Here is a 15,104-nt window from a genome sequence, read left to right on the forward strand (position 1 = left end):
CCCTTTTCATGACGAATGGGTGGTGCATGGTGATGCTTATCGGTACGCCAGTGTACCGAAACGCTGGCGTACCGGTACACTGGCGTATCGATAGTGGTTGTGATCTCATCGACAGGGACATCGCCACCGAGCGGAGGAGCACCGTGATGACGACGCGCGACAAGGGAACCGCGACCGTGAATACGGCCGCGCCGACCGCCTCGCGCCGCTCCAAGATCACGCCCGAGCGCGCGCAGGAGTTCTACGACGCCGTGCTCGACCAGCTCCGCCGGCACGGGTACGAGGCACTGACCATGGAAGGGGTCGCCGCGCAGGCCTGTTGCAGCAAGTCGACCCTGTACCGGCAGTGGAAGACGAAGCCGCAGCTGGTGGCCTCCGCACTGCGGGCCGGACGCTGTGTGACGTTCTTCTCGGCGGACACCGGTACCCTCGCCGGGGACCTGGTGGCCGCGGCACGGCACGCGGCGTCGCAGGGCAAGCGGGACACGGCCCTGCTCCAGGCCCTCGGGCACGCCGTGCTCCAGGACACCGAGCTGAAGCGCGCGCTGCGCGAGACCCTGGTCGAACCGGAGATCGCGTCGATCGACACGATGGTCGAGCGGGCCGTGGCGCGCGGCGAGATCGCCGCCGACCATCCGGCACTGCCCTATGTGGCCGCGCAGCTCTTCGGAGTCATGCGCAGCCGGCCCGTCCTGGAAGGGCGCGACGCCGACGCCGACTATCTGGTCGGCTTCGTGACGAAGGTGCTGATTCCGGGACTCGGCCTGACCCCGGCGGGTCAGGCCGCCTGAAGACGGGAGACCGCCGGTCGCAGGGATGACCGGCCGGCGGTCTGCCCGCGCCGCACCGTGGGGACGGGGGCGGCGCGCACCCCCGGGCCGGGCGGGTTCCTCCTTGAGCGGAGGGGGACCCGCCCGGCCCGCATGCCGGGTGCTGTCGCGGGACGGTCAGACGCCCTGGCCGCTGCCGCCCGAGACGCCGCCGGTGACGTCGGACTTCTTGATGCCCTTGACGATCTCGTCGATCGCGGAGTCGTCCGGTCCGGACGCCTTCTCCTTCGCCGTCAGCGGCTTGTCCACGCCGATCCGGATCACGACCAGTGAACCGGACCGTGCCGGGGAGGGCAGGACGACCGACTCCACCCAGGCGTCGACCTTGGCATCGGTCTTCACGCTCCAGCGGACCAGATAGCCCTTCTGGCCCGCCACCGTGACCTTCTTCGAGAGCAGCTCGTCGTGCCCGGTGATCCCGCCGTAGGTCTTGCCGCCGTAGGACGCCTTCGCGTTCTTGGCGATGTCCTCCTTGGCCGCGGCCTCGGCGGTGGTCGCCGACAGCTTGAGATCCTTCGCCGACGCGCTGGAGGCACCGCCCTTCACGCACTGCTTCCCCGAGCCGTCGGGGCAGGTGTACGTGCCCGTCTGCACCCCGGCGGAGCCGACGCCGTCCACGCCGGTCCAGCCGTCGGGCACCGGCATGGCTATCCCGTTGCCGATGTCGGTGGCGTAGCCCTTGTCGAGCGGGGCCTGCGGCGACCCGTCGGGCGCCTGGGGCGACGGGCTGCCGCCCTGGCCGCCGTTGCCACCCTGCCCGCCGTCGCCGCTCTCCGGACCGCCTCCGCCGCCGGGTGGCTCGGGCCGCTGCGATCGGGAGTCGACCCGGTCGCTCTTGCCGTCGCCGCTCGCGGTCAGCGCGTACACGCCGCCGCCGATCCCGGCGAGCACCACGACCGCGGCCACCGCCGCGACGGCGATCCGCGCCTTGCTGCGCGGCTTCGGCGGCAACTGCCCCGGATAGGCCGCATAGTTGGGAAATGCCGGATAGCTGCCCATCGGCGGGGCCCCGGGAGCGCCCGGCATCTGCGCCGGCTGCGCGGGCACCGGCGGCCGGTCCGTCTCCGGCGCCGCGTCCTGCGGCGGAGTCGACGGCGGGGCCGTGGCGGGCCGGATCTGTTCCGTCCAACGGCCGCCGTCCCACCAGCGTTCGGTGCGCGGGCCGCCTGGAACCTGACCCGGATCGGGGTACCAGCCTGCGGGAGTCTGCGACGTCATGGCCGCCACAGTATGAGGCGTGCCTGAAAGGCGGATGAGAGGGGCGGTGTTCGGCCGGCATTGCGGGCGAGATCGTTATCCGCCGCACGCGTCCCCGGGACGCCGGCCGTCCGGAACCGCTCCCGACAGCCCCGACCATTTGTCACCGGCTCCGCAACCCCCCACCACGGCGGCGCCTCGCGCACTACTCTCGTGACCAGTACAACACCGGTACGCGATGGATCGTCGATCGATCGACGTGCACGACACCTGGAGGGTGCGGGATGACTCAGGGACGGCACGCCGACGCCGCCTCCTGTGGGCCCCAGTTGTGGGAGCGGGAGCCCGAACTGGACGTCGCCGCGAGAGCGCTGGACGACCTGTGCGCGGACGCCGCCTCGTCGGGCAGCCTCGTCGTCTACCGGGGAGAGGCGGGGATCGGCAAGACCGCCCTGCTCGACCAGGTGCGCCGGCTGGCACAGGGCCGGGCCACCGTGTGGTCCGCGCGGGGCGGTGAGACCGTCACCTCCGTTCCGTTCAACGTCGTACGGCAACTGCTCCAGCCCGCGCTGCTCGCGCTCTCCGAGGAGGAGTCCCGCGAGTACTTCGGCGACTGGTACGACATCGCGGGCCCCGCGCTCGGCATAGCCGCGCCCACCGGCAAACAGGCCGACCCGCAGGGCGTGCGGGACGGACTGGTCGCCGCGGTCTCCCGGCTGGCCCGGCTGCACTGGCCGCTGGTGCTGCTGATCGACGACGCGCACTGGGCCGACCTGGAGACCCTGGAATGGCTCGTGGCGTTCGCCGAGCGCCTCGACGACCTGCCGGTCCTGGTCGTCGTCGCGCAGCGCGACCCCGAGGACGAGCAGGTCGCCGCCTGCCTCGACGCGGTCGCGCTCGCCGCCCGCCAGGACACCTCCCAGCTGCGCCCGCTCAGCCCGGACGCCACGGCGGGCCTGACCCGGGCCACGCTCGGCCCGCACGCCGACGACCCGTTCTGCCGCGAGGTGTGGGCGGTCACCGGCGGAAACCCGTACGAGACGGTCGAGTTGCTGGCCAAGGTGCAGGACGCCGGGATGGAGCCCGAGGAGTCCCACGCCGGCGAACTGCGCGCGCTGAACAAGACGGCCCGCGGCCGCGGCCTCGTCACCCGCCTCGAAGGACTCGGCACCGAGGCGACCCGGTTCGCCTGGGCCGCCGCCGTCCTCGGCACCCGCATCGAACCCGGCCTCGCCGCCCTCCTCGCCGGGATGAACCCCGAGCAGGCCGGCCGCTGCGCCGACCGGCTCCGCACCGCCCGCATCCTCACCGACGGCACCTACGGGGACGTCGGCACCCTGGAGTTCGTGCACCCGCTGATCGCCACGGCCGTCTACCAGTCGATCCCGCCGGCCACCCGCACCGCCATGCACGGCCAGGCCGCCTGGGCGGTCACCGCCTCCGGCCACGGCCCGGCCGCCGCCTCCCGGCACCTCCTGGAGGTGCACCCCGACGACGACCCCGAACTCGTCGAGCAGTTGCGCGCCGCGGCCCGCGAACACCTCGCGGTCGGCGCCCCGGCCGCGGCCCGCCGCTGCCTGGAGCGCGCGCTGAAGGAGCCGCCGCTGCCCGAGCTGTGGCCGCACGTGCAGTACGAGCTGGGCTGCGCCACCCTGCTCACCTCACCGGCCACCACCGTCCGGCACCTGCGCGCCGCCCTCGAGGCCACCCCGGGCCTGTACGGCGAGGAGCGCGTCGACGCGGTGTGCCGGATGTCCCAGGCCCTGGTCCACAACGACCAGCTCGCGGACGCGCTCACCCTCATCGACACCGAGTCGCACCAGCTGGAGCCGGGCCCGCAGCGGATGCGGCTCCAGGCCAGCCGCTTCTTCTGGGAGAGCATCTACAACGGCGAGTCGGACGCCCCGGCCCGCTCCCGCAGGCTCGCCGACCTCGCCGCCAAGGTCACCGGCCGCGACAACGCGGAGCGGGTGCTGCTCATCCTGCGCGCCTTCGACATGATGAACCGCGGGGAGAACGCCGAAGAGGTCGCCGAGTACTGCGACCGCGCCCTGGTCAACGGCCGCCTCGCGCCCGGACTCGGCTGGACCGACACCGAGTGGAGCTTCGAGATCCTGATCGCCCTCGGGTTCTCGTACATCTTCTCCGACCGCCTCGACCGCGCCGAGAGCCTCTTCGCGGAAGGCATCCGGGCCTACGAGAGCGCGGGCTGGAGCGGCGGACACCTCGCCGTCGCCCACGCCTTCGCCGGGTACGTCCACCGCAGGCGCGGCCGGCTCACCGAGGCGGAGGCGCTGCTGCGCGAGGCCCTGCGGCTGACCGACCGCGTCGGGCGCGGGCTGCCGATGCACTGGGACGCCGCGGGCAAGCTCATCGACACCCTGCTCGCCCGGGGCCGGCCCGACGAGGCCCTCAAGATCGCCGAGCGCTACGACTACGCGCCGCCCTACCCGTCGACGATCCTGTTCCCCGAGGCGTACTCCGTGCGCGGGCGCCTGATGCTCGCCATCGGCCGCACCGCCGAGGGCATCAGCGAACTGGAGGCGGCGGCCAAGGCCGCGCAGGCCCGCGGCGGGCACAACACCATCGTCTCCTCGTGGGCCTGCGACCTGGCCCGCGCCGTCGCCGACACCGACCCCAAGCGCGCCGCCGACCTCGCGGTGCAGGCCCGCGTCCAGGCGGAGCGGCTCGGCACGGACACGGCCATAGGGGAGGCGCTGCGGTGCGCGGCCGCGCTGGAGACGGGGCAGCGGCAGCTGACCCTGTACGCCAAGGCGGTGACCTATCTGGAGGCGTCGCCGAGCGCGTACGAGCATGCGCTGGCCCGTGTCGAGTACGGGATCGCCGCGCGGTCCCGGGCCGAGCTCAACCACGGTCTGCAGCTGGCCCGTTCCTGCGGAGCGGAGGGGCTGGCCGCCCGGGCTCGGGATGTTCTGGAAACGGGGCGCGGCCTGCACTGACCGCAACCTTGCCCTGGCTCGTTCGGCTACCGGCCGGTGGCCTCTTCTCGCGCAGTTCCCCGCGCCCCTGAGATGCGCACTTCGTGCGCCATCTCATCAACAGAGGCGCGGCAAAGCCGCAGCCTCAAGGGGAAGGCGCGCGAAGCGCAGCCTTCAGGGGCGCGGGGAACTGCGCGACGGACCCCGCCGTGCCAAGGTCACCCGGTCGAACCATCGGCCTCCTCGGCGAGCACCCGCTGAGCCACCCCGAACGCGGAATTGGCGGCGGGCACCCCCACATACACCGCACACTGCTGAAGCACGGCCCCGATCTCGTCCGGAGTGAGACCGTTCCGGCGCGCGGCCCTGACATGCATGGCCAGCTCGTCGTAGTGCCCGTGGGCGACCAGCGCGGTCATGGTGATCATGCTGCGCTCGCGGCGCCCGAGCGCGGGGTCCGTCCAGATCTCGCCCCACGCGTACCGCGAGATGAAGTCCTGGAACCGCGCCGTGAACGGCGTCTGGCGGGCCTGCGCCCGGTCGACGTGCGCATCGCCCAGCACCTGCCGCCGCACCTCCATGCCGCGCCGGGCACCCTCCCCGAAGTGGGAGCGGAGCAGCCCGAGGACCGCCTCGGGGCGTTCGGCGACGGCCAGGTGCGAGGCGCCGGACAGCTCCACGAGTTCGGCACCCCGCACCGCGTCGGCGATCTCCCGCAGATGCGCGGGCGGCGTCGCCGGGTCGTCGCGCCCGGCGATCAGCAGCGTGGGCGCCGTGATGTCCGGCAGCCGGTCGCGCAGGTCGAAGGCGGCGAGCGCGTCGCAACAGGCGGCGTACGCCTCGGGGGAGGCCTCCCGGTTGTCCCGCACCAGCCGCGGCGCGGAGAACCCCGGGGTGAACCAGCGCGTCGGCGCGCTCTCGGCCACCCCGGCCGTGCCCTCCGCGCGCACCAGCGCGGCCCGCTCCCGCCAGGGCCCGGGCCCGCCGAAGTGCGCGGAGGAGCAGAGCACGGCGAGCCCACTGATCCGCTCCGGGTGGTGCACGGCGAGGTGCAGTCCGACCGCGCCTCCCAGCGACACACCGGCGTAGGCGAACCGGCCGATCCCCAGCTCGTCGGCGAGTTCCAGGACGAGACCGGCGAGGTCGCCGACGGTGGCCCCGGCCGAGATCAGCCCGGCGTCGGACCCGCCGTGCCCCGGCAGGTCCCAGCGCACGACGCGGTGGGCCGTGGACAGTTCGGGCGCCACCTGGTCCCACAGCGCGAGCGAGGTGCCGAGGGAGGGCCCGAGGAGGAGCGGGGGCGCGGTGGGGGAGCCCTCGGCGTGGTGGTGAAGAAGACGACTCATGGTGAACTCCAGGGAGAGGGTGGCGCGGAGGACGACGAGGGCTCAGGTCCGGGCCAGCGCCCGGTCGACCAGCACCCCGGCGGCCCCCGTGTACCGGGCCGGATCGAGCAGCGCGCCGACGTCGACGGTCTTCAGGTCGGGCTCGCCGGCGAGCGCCTCCCGCAGCGAACACCCGCGCTCCCGGGCCGTCGCGGCGGCGGCGCCCAGCAACTCCTTGGCCCGTGCCCGGCCCACGACCCCGGCCAGCTCGGCGGAGACCCGCTCGGAGACGATCGCGCCTCCGGTCAGCCCCAGATGCGCGCGCATCACGTCGTCGCGCACCACGAGACCCCGCGTCAGCTCGACGGCGTCCCGCGCCGCCCCGCCGACCAGACGCAGCAGCTCGCGCAACGTGGCCCACTCGGCGTGCCAGGCCCCGGCGGGCCGCTCGTCCTCGGCGGACAGCGAGCCGTACAGCGTCGCGGCGAGGCCCGGCGCCCTCCGGGCCGCGGCGACGATCAGCGTGGACCGCACCGGGTTCGCCTTGTGCGGCATGGCGGAGGAGCCGCCGCCCGAGCCCTCGGCCAGCTCCGCGATCTCCGTACGGGACAGGGTGAGCACATCGGCGGCGACCTTGCCCAGCGCGCCCGCCGCGAAGGCCAGCGCCCCGGCCAGATCGGCGACCGGGGTCCGCAGCACGTGCCACGGCAACATCGTTGCGGACAGGCCGAGTTGGTCCGCGTACGCGGCCACGAGGGCGAGCGGGTCCGGGGCGCCGTACGCCTCGAAGGCCGCAAGCGTCCCCGCCGCGCCGCCGAGCTGGACCGGCAGCACGACCGCCCGCAGCCGGTCCCGCGCGTCGAGCACCAGTGACCGCCAGCCGGCCGCCTTCAGCCCGAACGTCGTCGGCACGGCGTGCTGAGTGAGCGTCCGGCCCGGCAGGACGGTGTCCCGGTGCTCGGCCGCGATCCGCCCCAACTCCTGCGCCGTGGCGTCGAGTTCTTCGGTCACGAGATGCAGCGTCCGGGTCGCGACCAGCATCAGCGCGGTGTCGAGCACGTCCTGGCTGGTCGCGCCCCGGTGCACGTACGCGCCGTACTCCGCCGGTACCGCCGCCGTCAGATCGGCGACCAGCGGGATCACCGGATTGCCGCCGGAGCGGGCCCGGCGCGCCAGGTCCCGTACGTCGAAGGCGTCGGCCACGGCTGCCGCCGTCACCGCGTCGGCGGCCTCGGCGGGCGTGAGTCCGAGCGCCGACTGCGCCCGGGTCAGGCCCGACTCCGCGTCCAACAGCGCCTGGAGAAAAGCCTGTTCGGAGGTGGTGCGCTCGGTGGGCGCGTCCTCGCTGCCGGGGTCGAACAACGTCACGTGAACTCCAGGAAGACCGTCTCGCCCTCGCCCTGAAGACGCACGTCGAAACGGTACGTGCCGTCGGCCTGCGGACGGGCGATCAGCGTGTCGCGGCGCTCCCGCGGCAGCCGCGCGAGCAGCGGGTCGGCGGCGAGCGCGGCCTCGTCCGCCGGGAAGTAGATCCGCGTGAACAGATGGACGAGGAGCCCGCGCGCGAACACGCACACACTGAGATAGGGGGCGTTGCCGCCGCGTGCGCCGGGCCGCAGGGTCCGCGCGTACCAGTGGCCGTTCGCGTCGGTCTGGACGCGGCCCCAGCCGGTGAACTCCACGCCGTTGCGCCCCACGTAGCCGCCGGTGGCCGGATCGCGCCGGATCGAGCCGTCGACCTGCGGCAGATTCCCCTCGGGGTCGGGGCCCCACAGCTCCAGGAAGGCGTCGGGCAGCGCGTTGCCCTCGCCGTCGCGGACGTACCCCTGGAGCGTGATGGTGTCGGGGTGGCCGACGGGTGCGATGTCGGGACCGCCGGGGAACGGCAGCGCGTAGCCGTAGAACGGGCCGACCGTGTGCGACGGCGTCGGAAGGACCTGCTCCGGCTCGCTCGTGTCGATCTTCGTCATGGTGTCTGCTCAGCGCCCTTCTTCGATCCAGGTGGCCTGCGGGCCGTCGAGCACGATGTCCCAGTGGTAGCCCATGGAGAACTCCGGCACGGACAGGCTGTGGTCGTAGGTGGCGACCAGGCGCTGCCGGGCGGCGTCGTCGGTGACGGACTGGATGATCGGGTCGTACGGGAACAGCGGGTCGCTCGGGAAGTACATCTGCGTCACGAGCCGCTGGGTGAACGCCGAGCCGAACATCGAGAAGTGGATGTGCGCGGGACGCCAGGCGTTGAGGTGGTTGCGCCACGGGTACGGGCCGGGCTGGATCGTGGTGAAGCGGTAGCCGCCCTGATCGTCCGTCAGCACCCGCCCCACGCCGGTGAAGTGGGGGTCGAGCGGGGCGTCGTGCTGCTCGCGCTGATGGGCGTAGCGGCCGGCCGAGTTGGCCTGCCAGATCTCCACCAGCTGGCCGCGCAGCGGGCGCCCGGCGCGGTCGAGTAGGCGGCCCGAGACGGTGATCCGCTCGCCGACCGGCTCGCCGGTGTGCTGCCGGGTGAGGTCGTTGTCGATCTCGGTGATGTCGCGCTCGCCGAAGGCGGGGGAGGCCAGCTCCACCAGCTCCGGATCCTTCGACACGTCGATCGCGACCGGCGGCTGCCGCGGATGGCGCAGGGCGGAGGATCGGTAGGGGGCGTAGTCGCGGCGAGGATGGTGCTCGACGGGCGCCCCGCCGGCCACCCGCTTCTCGTACGCGGCGTGCTCGGCCCGTATCTCGGCGTCGATGTCGTGCTGGGTGAGGGTCATGGGAGTGCGTGGCCTTCCTGATGTTCCCGTACGCGGGCGAGCCCCTGGTCGACCGCATCAGAAAATGCTCAGCGCACTGAGTATCTTCTGGATGAGCGACACGTTGCCACTGGGTATGAGAGCCGTCAAGGGTCTAGCATTCCTCAGTGCACTCACGTAAATCCGACGCAGACCGGAGGTCCGCGATGGTCGCGGTGGACCTGAGCAGCCATCCCGGGCACCTCGCCCGACGGCTCCAGCAGGCGCACTATCTGCTGTGGAACACGATGGTCTCCGAGGAGATCACGTCACCGCAGTTCGCGGTCCTGAACGCGCTGGTGGCCGAGCCGGGCCTGGACCAGCGCACCGTCGGCGAGCGCGTGGGCCTCGACCGGTCCACGATCGCCGAGGTGATCAGCCGGCTCACCCGGCGCGAGCTGATCGACAAGGTGCGCGATGCGCGGGACGGGCGGCGCTGGCTGCTCCGCCTGACCGCCGAGGGCCTGCGCGCGCACAAGAAGCTGACCCTGCGCACGGCCCGGATGAACCAGGTCTTCCTGGCACCGCTGGACGCGGCGGAGCAGGCCCAGTTCTTCGACCTCATCCAGCGGGTGGCGGACGCGGCCGAGGGGCTGCGCCGGCCGCAGGAACCGGCGGTGGGCACACCCGGCTGACCCGCGCCGGGCTACTTCTCGGCGAACACCACCCACACCTGCCCCGGCGCGAACGGCAGCGGGCCGCCGCCGTCCGCCGCCGTGAACGTGGTGCCGCCCTGCGCGGCAGGGCGCGACCACCGGGCGTCGTGCGCCCGCCCGTCCCGCAGCACCAGCGCCCGCCCCGAGCCGACCGTCCGGGACAGCGGTGAGGTGCTGCCGTTCACGTCGTGGAAGCGCGAGGGCTCCACGTCGACGTACTGCACCACGACCGTCGGCGCCGCGAGCCGCGTCCCCCGGGCGTTCGTCGCGGGCCGGCCGTCCATGGACACCAGCCAGCGGCCCTGCCCCGCGGACCAGTCGAAGGTGAACCGGGCGGCGGGGAAGCGCACCGTCCGGGTGGTCTGCGGCTGCCCGCCCGCGGGCGGCTTCGCGGCGTACCGGAAACCGGCCGCGGTCCCGGCGTTCGCCCCGGACGTCGTCCGCCCGAGCCTGCCGGGCCGCAGATACAGATTGTGCGGCGCGGGCCTGCCGCCGCCCCGGAAGTAGGCGGCCGGTTTCGCACCCTGCGGCACCGCGTGCAGCGGCGCCGCGTCGATCAGCGGCTGGAGCCTGCCCTGCGCGCCCGAGTAGGCGAGCGTCGGCTCGTCGAACTGGCGCAGCAGATCCAGATCGGTCTCGCGGGCGCTGCGCACCGGAGCCACGACCTCGGGGACCCGCGTCCCGAACACCGCCATGAGCCGGCTGAGCCCGCCCTCCACCTGCTCCGCGTACACGATGTCGGCGTCCTCGAGACCGGTCTGCGGGCGTGCCGCGCTCACGTTGTCGACCTTCACGGCGAGCACGCGGTGCCCGGAGGCCTGCCCGCCGGGCGGTGCGCCCGTGGGCTTGCAGGCCGCGGCGAGCACCCCGAGCGCGCCGATGACGAACCCCCGCCTACGCATCTCGTCCACGTACCGCGCATACCCATCGCGGGCCGCCGCTCACCCCGCGAAACCGGACACCGTGCCGGTTCAGCGCAGCACGTCCGCCAGATCGAACGACACCGGCTCCTCCAGCTGCGCGTACGTACAGCTCTCGGGCTCCCGGTCGGGGCGCCAGCGGCGGAAGCGGGCCGTGTGCCGGAAGCGCGCCCCGTTCTCCATGTGGTCGTAGGCGACCTCGCAGACGAGGTCCGGCCGCAGCGCCACCCACGACAGGTCCTTCTTGCCCGTCCAGCGGCTGGTCGCGCCCGGCATCCGCTTCGCCTCGTGGGCGGACTGGTCGCCCCAGGCCGCCCACGGATGCCCGGCGATGTCGTCCATGCGCAGCGGCTCCAGCTCGGCGACCAGCTCCGTGCGCCGCTTCATGGTGAAGGCCGCGCAGACCCCGACGTGCTGGAGGGCGCCCTGATCGTCGTAGAGGCCGAGAAGCAGGGAGCCGACGACCTGGCCGCTCTTGTGGAAGCGGTATCCGGCGACCACGCAGTCCGCCGTCCGCTCGTGCTTGACCTTGATCATCAGGCGTTCGTCCTGGCGGTAGCGGAGCTCCGGCGACTTGGCCACGATGCCGTCCAGGCCCGCGCCCTCGAACTGCTCGAACCAGCGCCCCGCCAGTTCGGCGTCGGTCGTCGCGGGCGCCAGGTGCACGGGGGCGGAGGTGCCGGCCAAGGCCTCCTCCAGACGCCGTCTGCGCTCGGTCAGCGGAGCCTCGGTCAGCGACTCGTCGCCGAGCGCCAGCACGTCGAAGGCCACGAAGGAGGCCGGGGTGCGCTCGGCGAGGGTGCGCACCCGCGATTCCGCCGGGTGGATCCGCTCGCTCAGCGCGTCGAAGTCGAGCCGCCCGTCCCGCGCGATCACGATCTCCCCGTCGAGCACACAGCGCTCGGGCAGCCGCTCGGCGAGCGCCGCCACCAGCTCGGGAAAGTACCTGGTCAGCGACTTGGTGGTGCGGCTGGTCAGCTCGATCTCGGGGCCGTCGCGGAAGACGATCGCCCGGAAGCCGTCCCACTTGGCCTCGTAGTGCATCCCCGCCGGGATCCGCGCGGCGGACTTGGCGAGCATCGGCCGGACCGGCGGCATCACGGGAAGATCCATACATCGATTCTGTCCCCTATGGTGACTCATCGCCCGGTATGCACACTGTGTCCGCTCGGCCTAGCGTGGGGCCATGGGCAGCAAGGGCGCGGCAGTGGAGCTGGAGGCGGGCGGACGGACGGTGCGTCTGTCCAGCCCCGACAAGGTGTTCTTCCCGGACGCGGGCGCTTCGGGGAAGGGGTACACGAAGCTGGACCTCGCCCACTACTTCCTCGCGGTCGGCGACGGCATCGTGCGCGCACTGCGCGACCGCCCGACCACCCTGGAGCGCTACCCCGACGGCGTCACCGGCGAGTCCTTCTACCAGAAGCGCGCCGCGAAGAACCTGCCGGACTGGATCCCGACGGCCACCATCACCTTCCCGTCCGGGCGCACCGCCGACGAGATGTGCCCCACGGAGATCGCCGCCGTGGTGTGGGCCGCCCAGTACGGCACCCTCACCTTCCACCCCTGGCCCGTGCGCGGGGACGACCCCGACCACCCCGACGAACTCCGCATCGACCTCGACCCGCAGCCCGGCACCGACTACGCCGACGCCGTGCACGCCGCCCGTGAACTGCGCGCCGTGCTGCACGAGTTCGGCGGGCTGCGTGGCTGGCCCAAGACCTCCGGCGGGCGCGGCCTGCACGTCTTCGTGCCCATCGAGCCGCGCTGGACCTTCACCGAGGTGCGGCGCGCCGCGATCGCCTGCGGCCGCGAACTGGAGCGCAGGATGCCGCGGTCCGTCACCACGGCCTGGTGGAAGGAGGAGCGCGGGGAACGCATCTTCGTCGACTTCAACCAGACGGCACGGGACCGCACCATCGCCTCCGCCTACTCGGTGCGCGCCCGCCCGAACGCCCCGGTCTCCGCCCCGCTGACCTGGGACGAGCTGGGCGACGCGCTGCCCCGCGACTTCGACATCGTCTCCATGCCCCGGCGGTACGCCGAGGTCGGCGACGTCCACGCGGACATGGACGCCGAGCGGCACTCCCTCGACGCCCTCCTCGAACTCGCCGACCGGGACGAGAAGGACCGCGGCCTCGGCGACCTGCCGTACCCGCCCGAGTACCCGAAGATGCCGGGCGAGCCCAAGCGCGTACAGCCGAGCCGGGCCAGACACGAGGACTGACCCGGCTCAGCTCAATTCACCTGTCCTCTAAGGGAGTTCCTTCACGCGGATGTCCCGGTACGAGATGACGTCCGAGGTGCTGTGCACCTGGAGCCCGACGTAGCCGGAGGAGTACCGCCGGCCGTCCGTGCCCGGGTCGTCGCCCCGCGGGGGCTCGAAGACCTGGCCACCGGTGTTGTCGAACTCGTTGATCAGCACACCGTTGCGGTAGATCGAGAAGTGCTGGTCCACCACCTTCACCTCGTAGTCGTTCCACGTGCCCTTCTGGGTGACGCCCGCTCCCGCGAGGCCGACCCGGTCGAAGCCGTAGACCGAACCGGTCTTGTACATGTCGCCGTCGGGCCGGTCGAGCACCTGGATCTCGTGCCCGTACTTGATGGCGACCCACTCCGGGTTCGGCTCCTCGGGGTTGTCGTGCACCCACGGGAAGCGCACGAACACACCGCCGTTGGCGTTGCCCGTGCCCGGCGCGTCGTCACGCCACTGGAGCTTCAGCGAGAAGTTCCCGTACTTGCGCTGCGGGAACCAGAGCATGCCCATGCCGTCGACGTCCGTACGGCTGGTGATCGAGCCGTCGGCGTTCAGCGCGAACTTCCCGCCGCCGACCTGCTCCCACTTGTCGAACTGCGCCTGCGTGCCGTCCAGGATCTTGGTGTAGCCCTCGGTCTGGCCGGGCCTTCCGATCGGGGACGCCTTCGCCGCCTTGTTGATCTTGTTGTACTCGCGCTGGTCGACGACGCCTTCCTTCAGGAGCTTGTCGGTCACCGTCTTCACGTGCTTCACGAAGAGGGCGTGCGACGTCCACTCCTTCTCGTCCTCGATCAACTCACCGATCCGGCAACGGTTGTTGGTGACCCGGTTCGGGATGCCCGTGTCGGCCGTGCCGACGAACACCGTCGACCGCTCGTCGTACTCCGGGCAGTCGGGCGCCGGCACTCCGCCGCCCGATGCGACCGCGAACACGAAGGTCTGCGCCGCGGCGGTGTTGCCCGCCTTGTCGCTCGCCCGGTACGCGACCGAGTGCGCGCCCACCCGGTCCACCACGACCGGCGCGGTGTACGCGAGGTAGGGCCCGCCGTCGAGCGAGTACTCGACCTTGTCGACGCCGGAGTCGTCGTCCGTCGCCGTCACCGTCAGCTTCACCTTGTTGACGTAGGCGCCGTCGGAGTTCTTGTCGCCCGCGACCGCGAGGGACACGCTCGGCGGGGTGGTGTCCTGCGCGGGCGGGGCGACGACCGTGAAGTCGACGGACTTCTCCGCCGCCCGGTTGCCCGCCTTGTCGGTCGCCCGGTAGCGCACCGTGTAGGCGCCCGGGTCGTGCACCATCACCGGCGCGGTGTACGGCTGCCAGGCGCCGTCCGCACCGACCGCGTACTCGATGGTGTTGACGCCGGACCCGGTGTCGGACGCGGTCACGGTGACCGTCGCCATCCCCAGGTAGGCACCGTCGGCGTCCTTGTCGCCGGTCACCGTCGCCGAGGTCTCCGGAGCCGTGGTGTCGTCCGTGGGCGGCGCCACCACCGTGAACTCCAGGGACTTCTCGGCGGCGGTGTTGCCCGCCTTGTCCGTCGCCCGGTACTTCAGGGTGTGCGCGCCGACCTGGTCGACGACGACGGCCGCCGTGTACGGCGTGTAGGCACCCTTGTCGAGGGCGTACTCGATCCGGTCGACGCCCGAGCCGGCGTCCGTCGCCGACACGGTCACCGACGCCGAACCGACGAACGCGCCGTCGGCGTTGGTCTGCCCCTCGGCCTTCGCCGAGGTCTCCGGCGCGGTGGTGTCGTCACCGCCGCCACCACCGTCCGTCACCGTCAGCACACCCGTCATGCTGGTGTGGCCGGGAATCGTGCAGTGGTAGCGGTACTTGCCGGGGGAGAGGGTGACCTCCACCGAGTGCTTGCCGCCCTGGTCGTCGTTGGGGTTGGCCATGATGTTGACCGGCACGTCGTTGTTGTACTCGGGATCCGACACGTCGAAGGTCAACGTGTGCGGCATCCCCGTGGTGTTGCCGGTCGCCGCGCTGTTCTCGAAGACGATCGTCGCCTTGCCCGCGACCGCGGTCTCCGGCACCGACGCGTACTTCGTGATGTCGTCGCCCGCCGTCCACGTCAGCACCTGCTCGGCCGCCGCGCCCGACGGCTCCGGCTGGCTGTACGCGGCCTGGGTGCCGCCGAGCCCGAGGAGCAGCAGGAGCGCCGCGAGCAGCGCGATCACATGTCTGGGCCGTTCTCGTGTGCGCATG

At 72.6% G+C, this 15,104-nt stretch carries 12 protein-coding genes; 4 read left to right on the forward strand and 8 right to left on the reverse strand.

Going from position 1 to position 15,104, the window contains the following annotated elements; all coding sequences use genetic code 11:
* Positions 1–146: 146 nt before the first annotated feature.
* Entirely contained in the window at positions 147–791 is a 645-nt protein-coding gene (locus ABII15_RS32730; RefSeq protein ID WP_353945893.1) for a TetR/AcrR family transcriptional regulator, read from the forward strand.
* A 156-nt stretch (positions 792–947) separates the two neighbouring features.
* On the opposite strand, the gene ABII15_RS32735 is transcribed toward ABII15_RS32730, so the two are convergent.
* A complete protein-coding gene (locus ABII15_RS32735) occupies positions 948–2,048 on the reverse strand; it encodes a DUF2510 domain-containing protein (protein WP_353945894.1) in 1,101 nt (366 codons plus the stop codon).
* Positions 2,049–2,311: 263 nt separating this feature from the next.
* Here ABII15_RS32735 and ABII15_RS32740 point away from each other — a divergent pair, with 263 nt between their 5' ends.
* On the forward strand, positions 2,312–4,987 hold the full coding sequence (locus tag ABII15_RS32740) for an AAA family ATPase (protein ID WP_353945895.1): 2,676 nt from the start codon (positions 2,312–2,314) through the stop codon (positions 4,985–4,987).
* A 197-nt stretch (positions 4,988–5,184) separates the two neighbouring features.
* On the opposite strand, the gene pcaD is transcribed toward ABII15_RS32740, so the two are convergent.
* Genes pcaD through pcaH form a run of 4 tightly spaced genes read right to left on the reverse strand, consistent with a single transcriptional unit; the run spans position 5,185 to position 9,044 of the window.
* On the reverse strand, positions 5,185–6,312 hold the full coding sequence (gene pcaD / locus ABII15_RS32745; protein ID WP_353945896.1) for a 3-oxoadipate enol-lactonase: 1,128 nt from the start codon (positions 6,310–6,312) through the stop codon (positions 5,185–5,187).
* Between the two features lie 42 nt (positions 6,313–6,354).
* On the reverse strand, positions 6,355–7,659 hold the full coding sequence (gene pcaB, locus ABII15_RS32750) for a 3-carboxy-cis,cis-muconate cycloisomerase (RefSeq protein ID WP_353945897.1): 1,305 nt from the start codon (positions 7,657–7,659) through the stop codon (positions 6,355–6,357).
* Positions 7,656–8,261, reverse strand: coding sequence for a protocatechuate 3,4-dioxygenase subunit alpha (gene pcaG / locus ABII15_RS32755; RefSeq protein ID WP_353945898.1), 606 nt, complete (start codon positions 8,259–8,261; stop codon positions 7,656–7,658). Before pcaG ends, pcaB begins: the two co-directional genes overlap by 4 nt.
* A 9-nt stretch (positions 8,262–8,270) precedes the next feature.
* Entirely contained in the window at positions 8,271–9,044 is a 774-nt protein-coding gene (gene pcaH / locus ABII15_RS32760; RefSeq protein ID WP_353945899.1) for a protocatechuate 3,4-dioxygenase subunit beta, read from the reverse strand.
* Between the two features lie 185 nt (positions 9,045–9,229).
* Here pcaH and ABII15_RS32765 point away from each other — a divergent pair, with 185 nt between their 5' ends.
* Positions 9,230–9,697: a MarR family transcriptional regulator gene (locus ABII15_RS32765; RefSeq protein ID WP_353947273.1), complete on the forward strand. Its 468-nt coding sequence runs from the start codon at positions 9,230–9,232 to the stop codon at positions 9,695–9,697.
* An 11-nt stretch (positions 9,698–9,708) separates the two neighbouring features.
* On the opposite strand, the gene ABII15_RS32770 is transcribed toward ABII15_RS32765, so the two are convergent.
* Together ABII15_RS32770 and ABII15_RS32775 are read right to left on the reverse strand one after the other, a co-directional pair.
* Positions 9,709–10,629, reverse strand: coding sequence for a DUF3048 domain-containing protein (locus ABII15_RS32770; RefSeq protein ID WP_353945900.1), 921 nt, complete (start codon positions 10,627–10,629; stop codon positions 9,709–9,711).
* A 60-nt stretch (positions 10,630–10,689) separates the two neighbouring features.
* Positions 10,690–11,751 (reverse strand): ATP-dependent DNA ligase, encoded by a 1,062-nt coding sequence (locus tag ABII15_RS32775; RefSeq protein ID WP_353945901.1) that lies wholly within the window; start codon positions 11,749–11,751, stop codon positions 10,690–10,692.
* Between the two features lie 73 nt (positions 11,752–11,824).
* Between ABII15_RS32775 and ligD the strand changes: the two genes are divergently transcribed.
* Positions 11,825–12,862: a non-homologous end-joining DNA ligase gene (ligD, locus tag ABII15_RS32780; RefSeq protein WP_353945902.1), complete on the forward strand. Its 1,038-nt coding sequence runs from the start codon at positions 11,825–11,827 to the stop codon at positions 12,860–12,862.
* A 27-nt stretch (positions 12,863–12,889) separates the two neighbouring features.
* Here the strand turns inward: ligD and ABII15_RS32785 are convergent, their stop codons facing one another.
* On the reverse strand, positions 12,890–15,103 hold the full coding sequence (locus ABII15_RS32785; protein ID WP_353945903.1) for a family 16 glycoside hydrolase: 2,214 nt from the start codon (positions 15,101–15,103) through the stop codon (positions 12,890–12,892).
* Position 15,104 lies beyond the last annotated feature (1 nt).

The sequence above is a fragment of the Streptomyces sp. HUAS MG91 genome (genome assembly GCF_040529335.1).
Lineage (GTDB): Bacteria > Actinomycetota > Actinomycetes > Streptomycetales > Streptomycetaceae > Streptomyces > Streptomyces tabacisoli.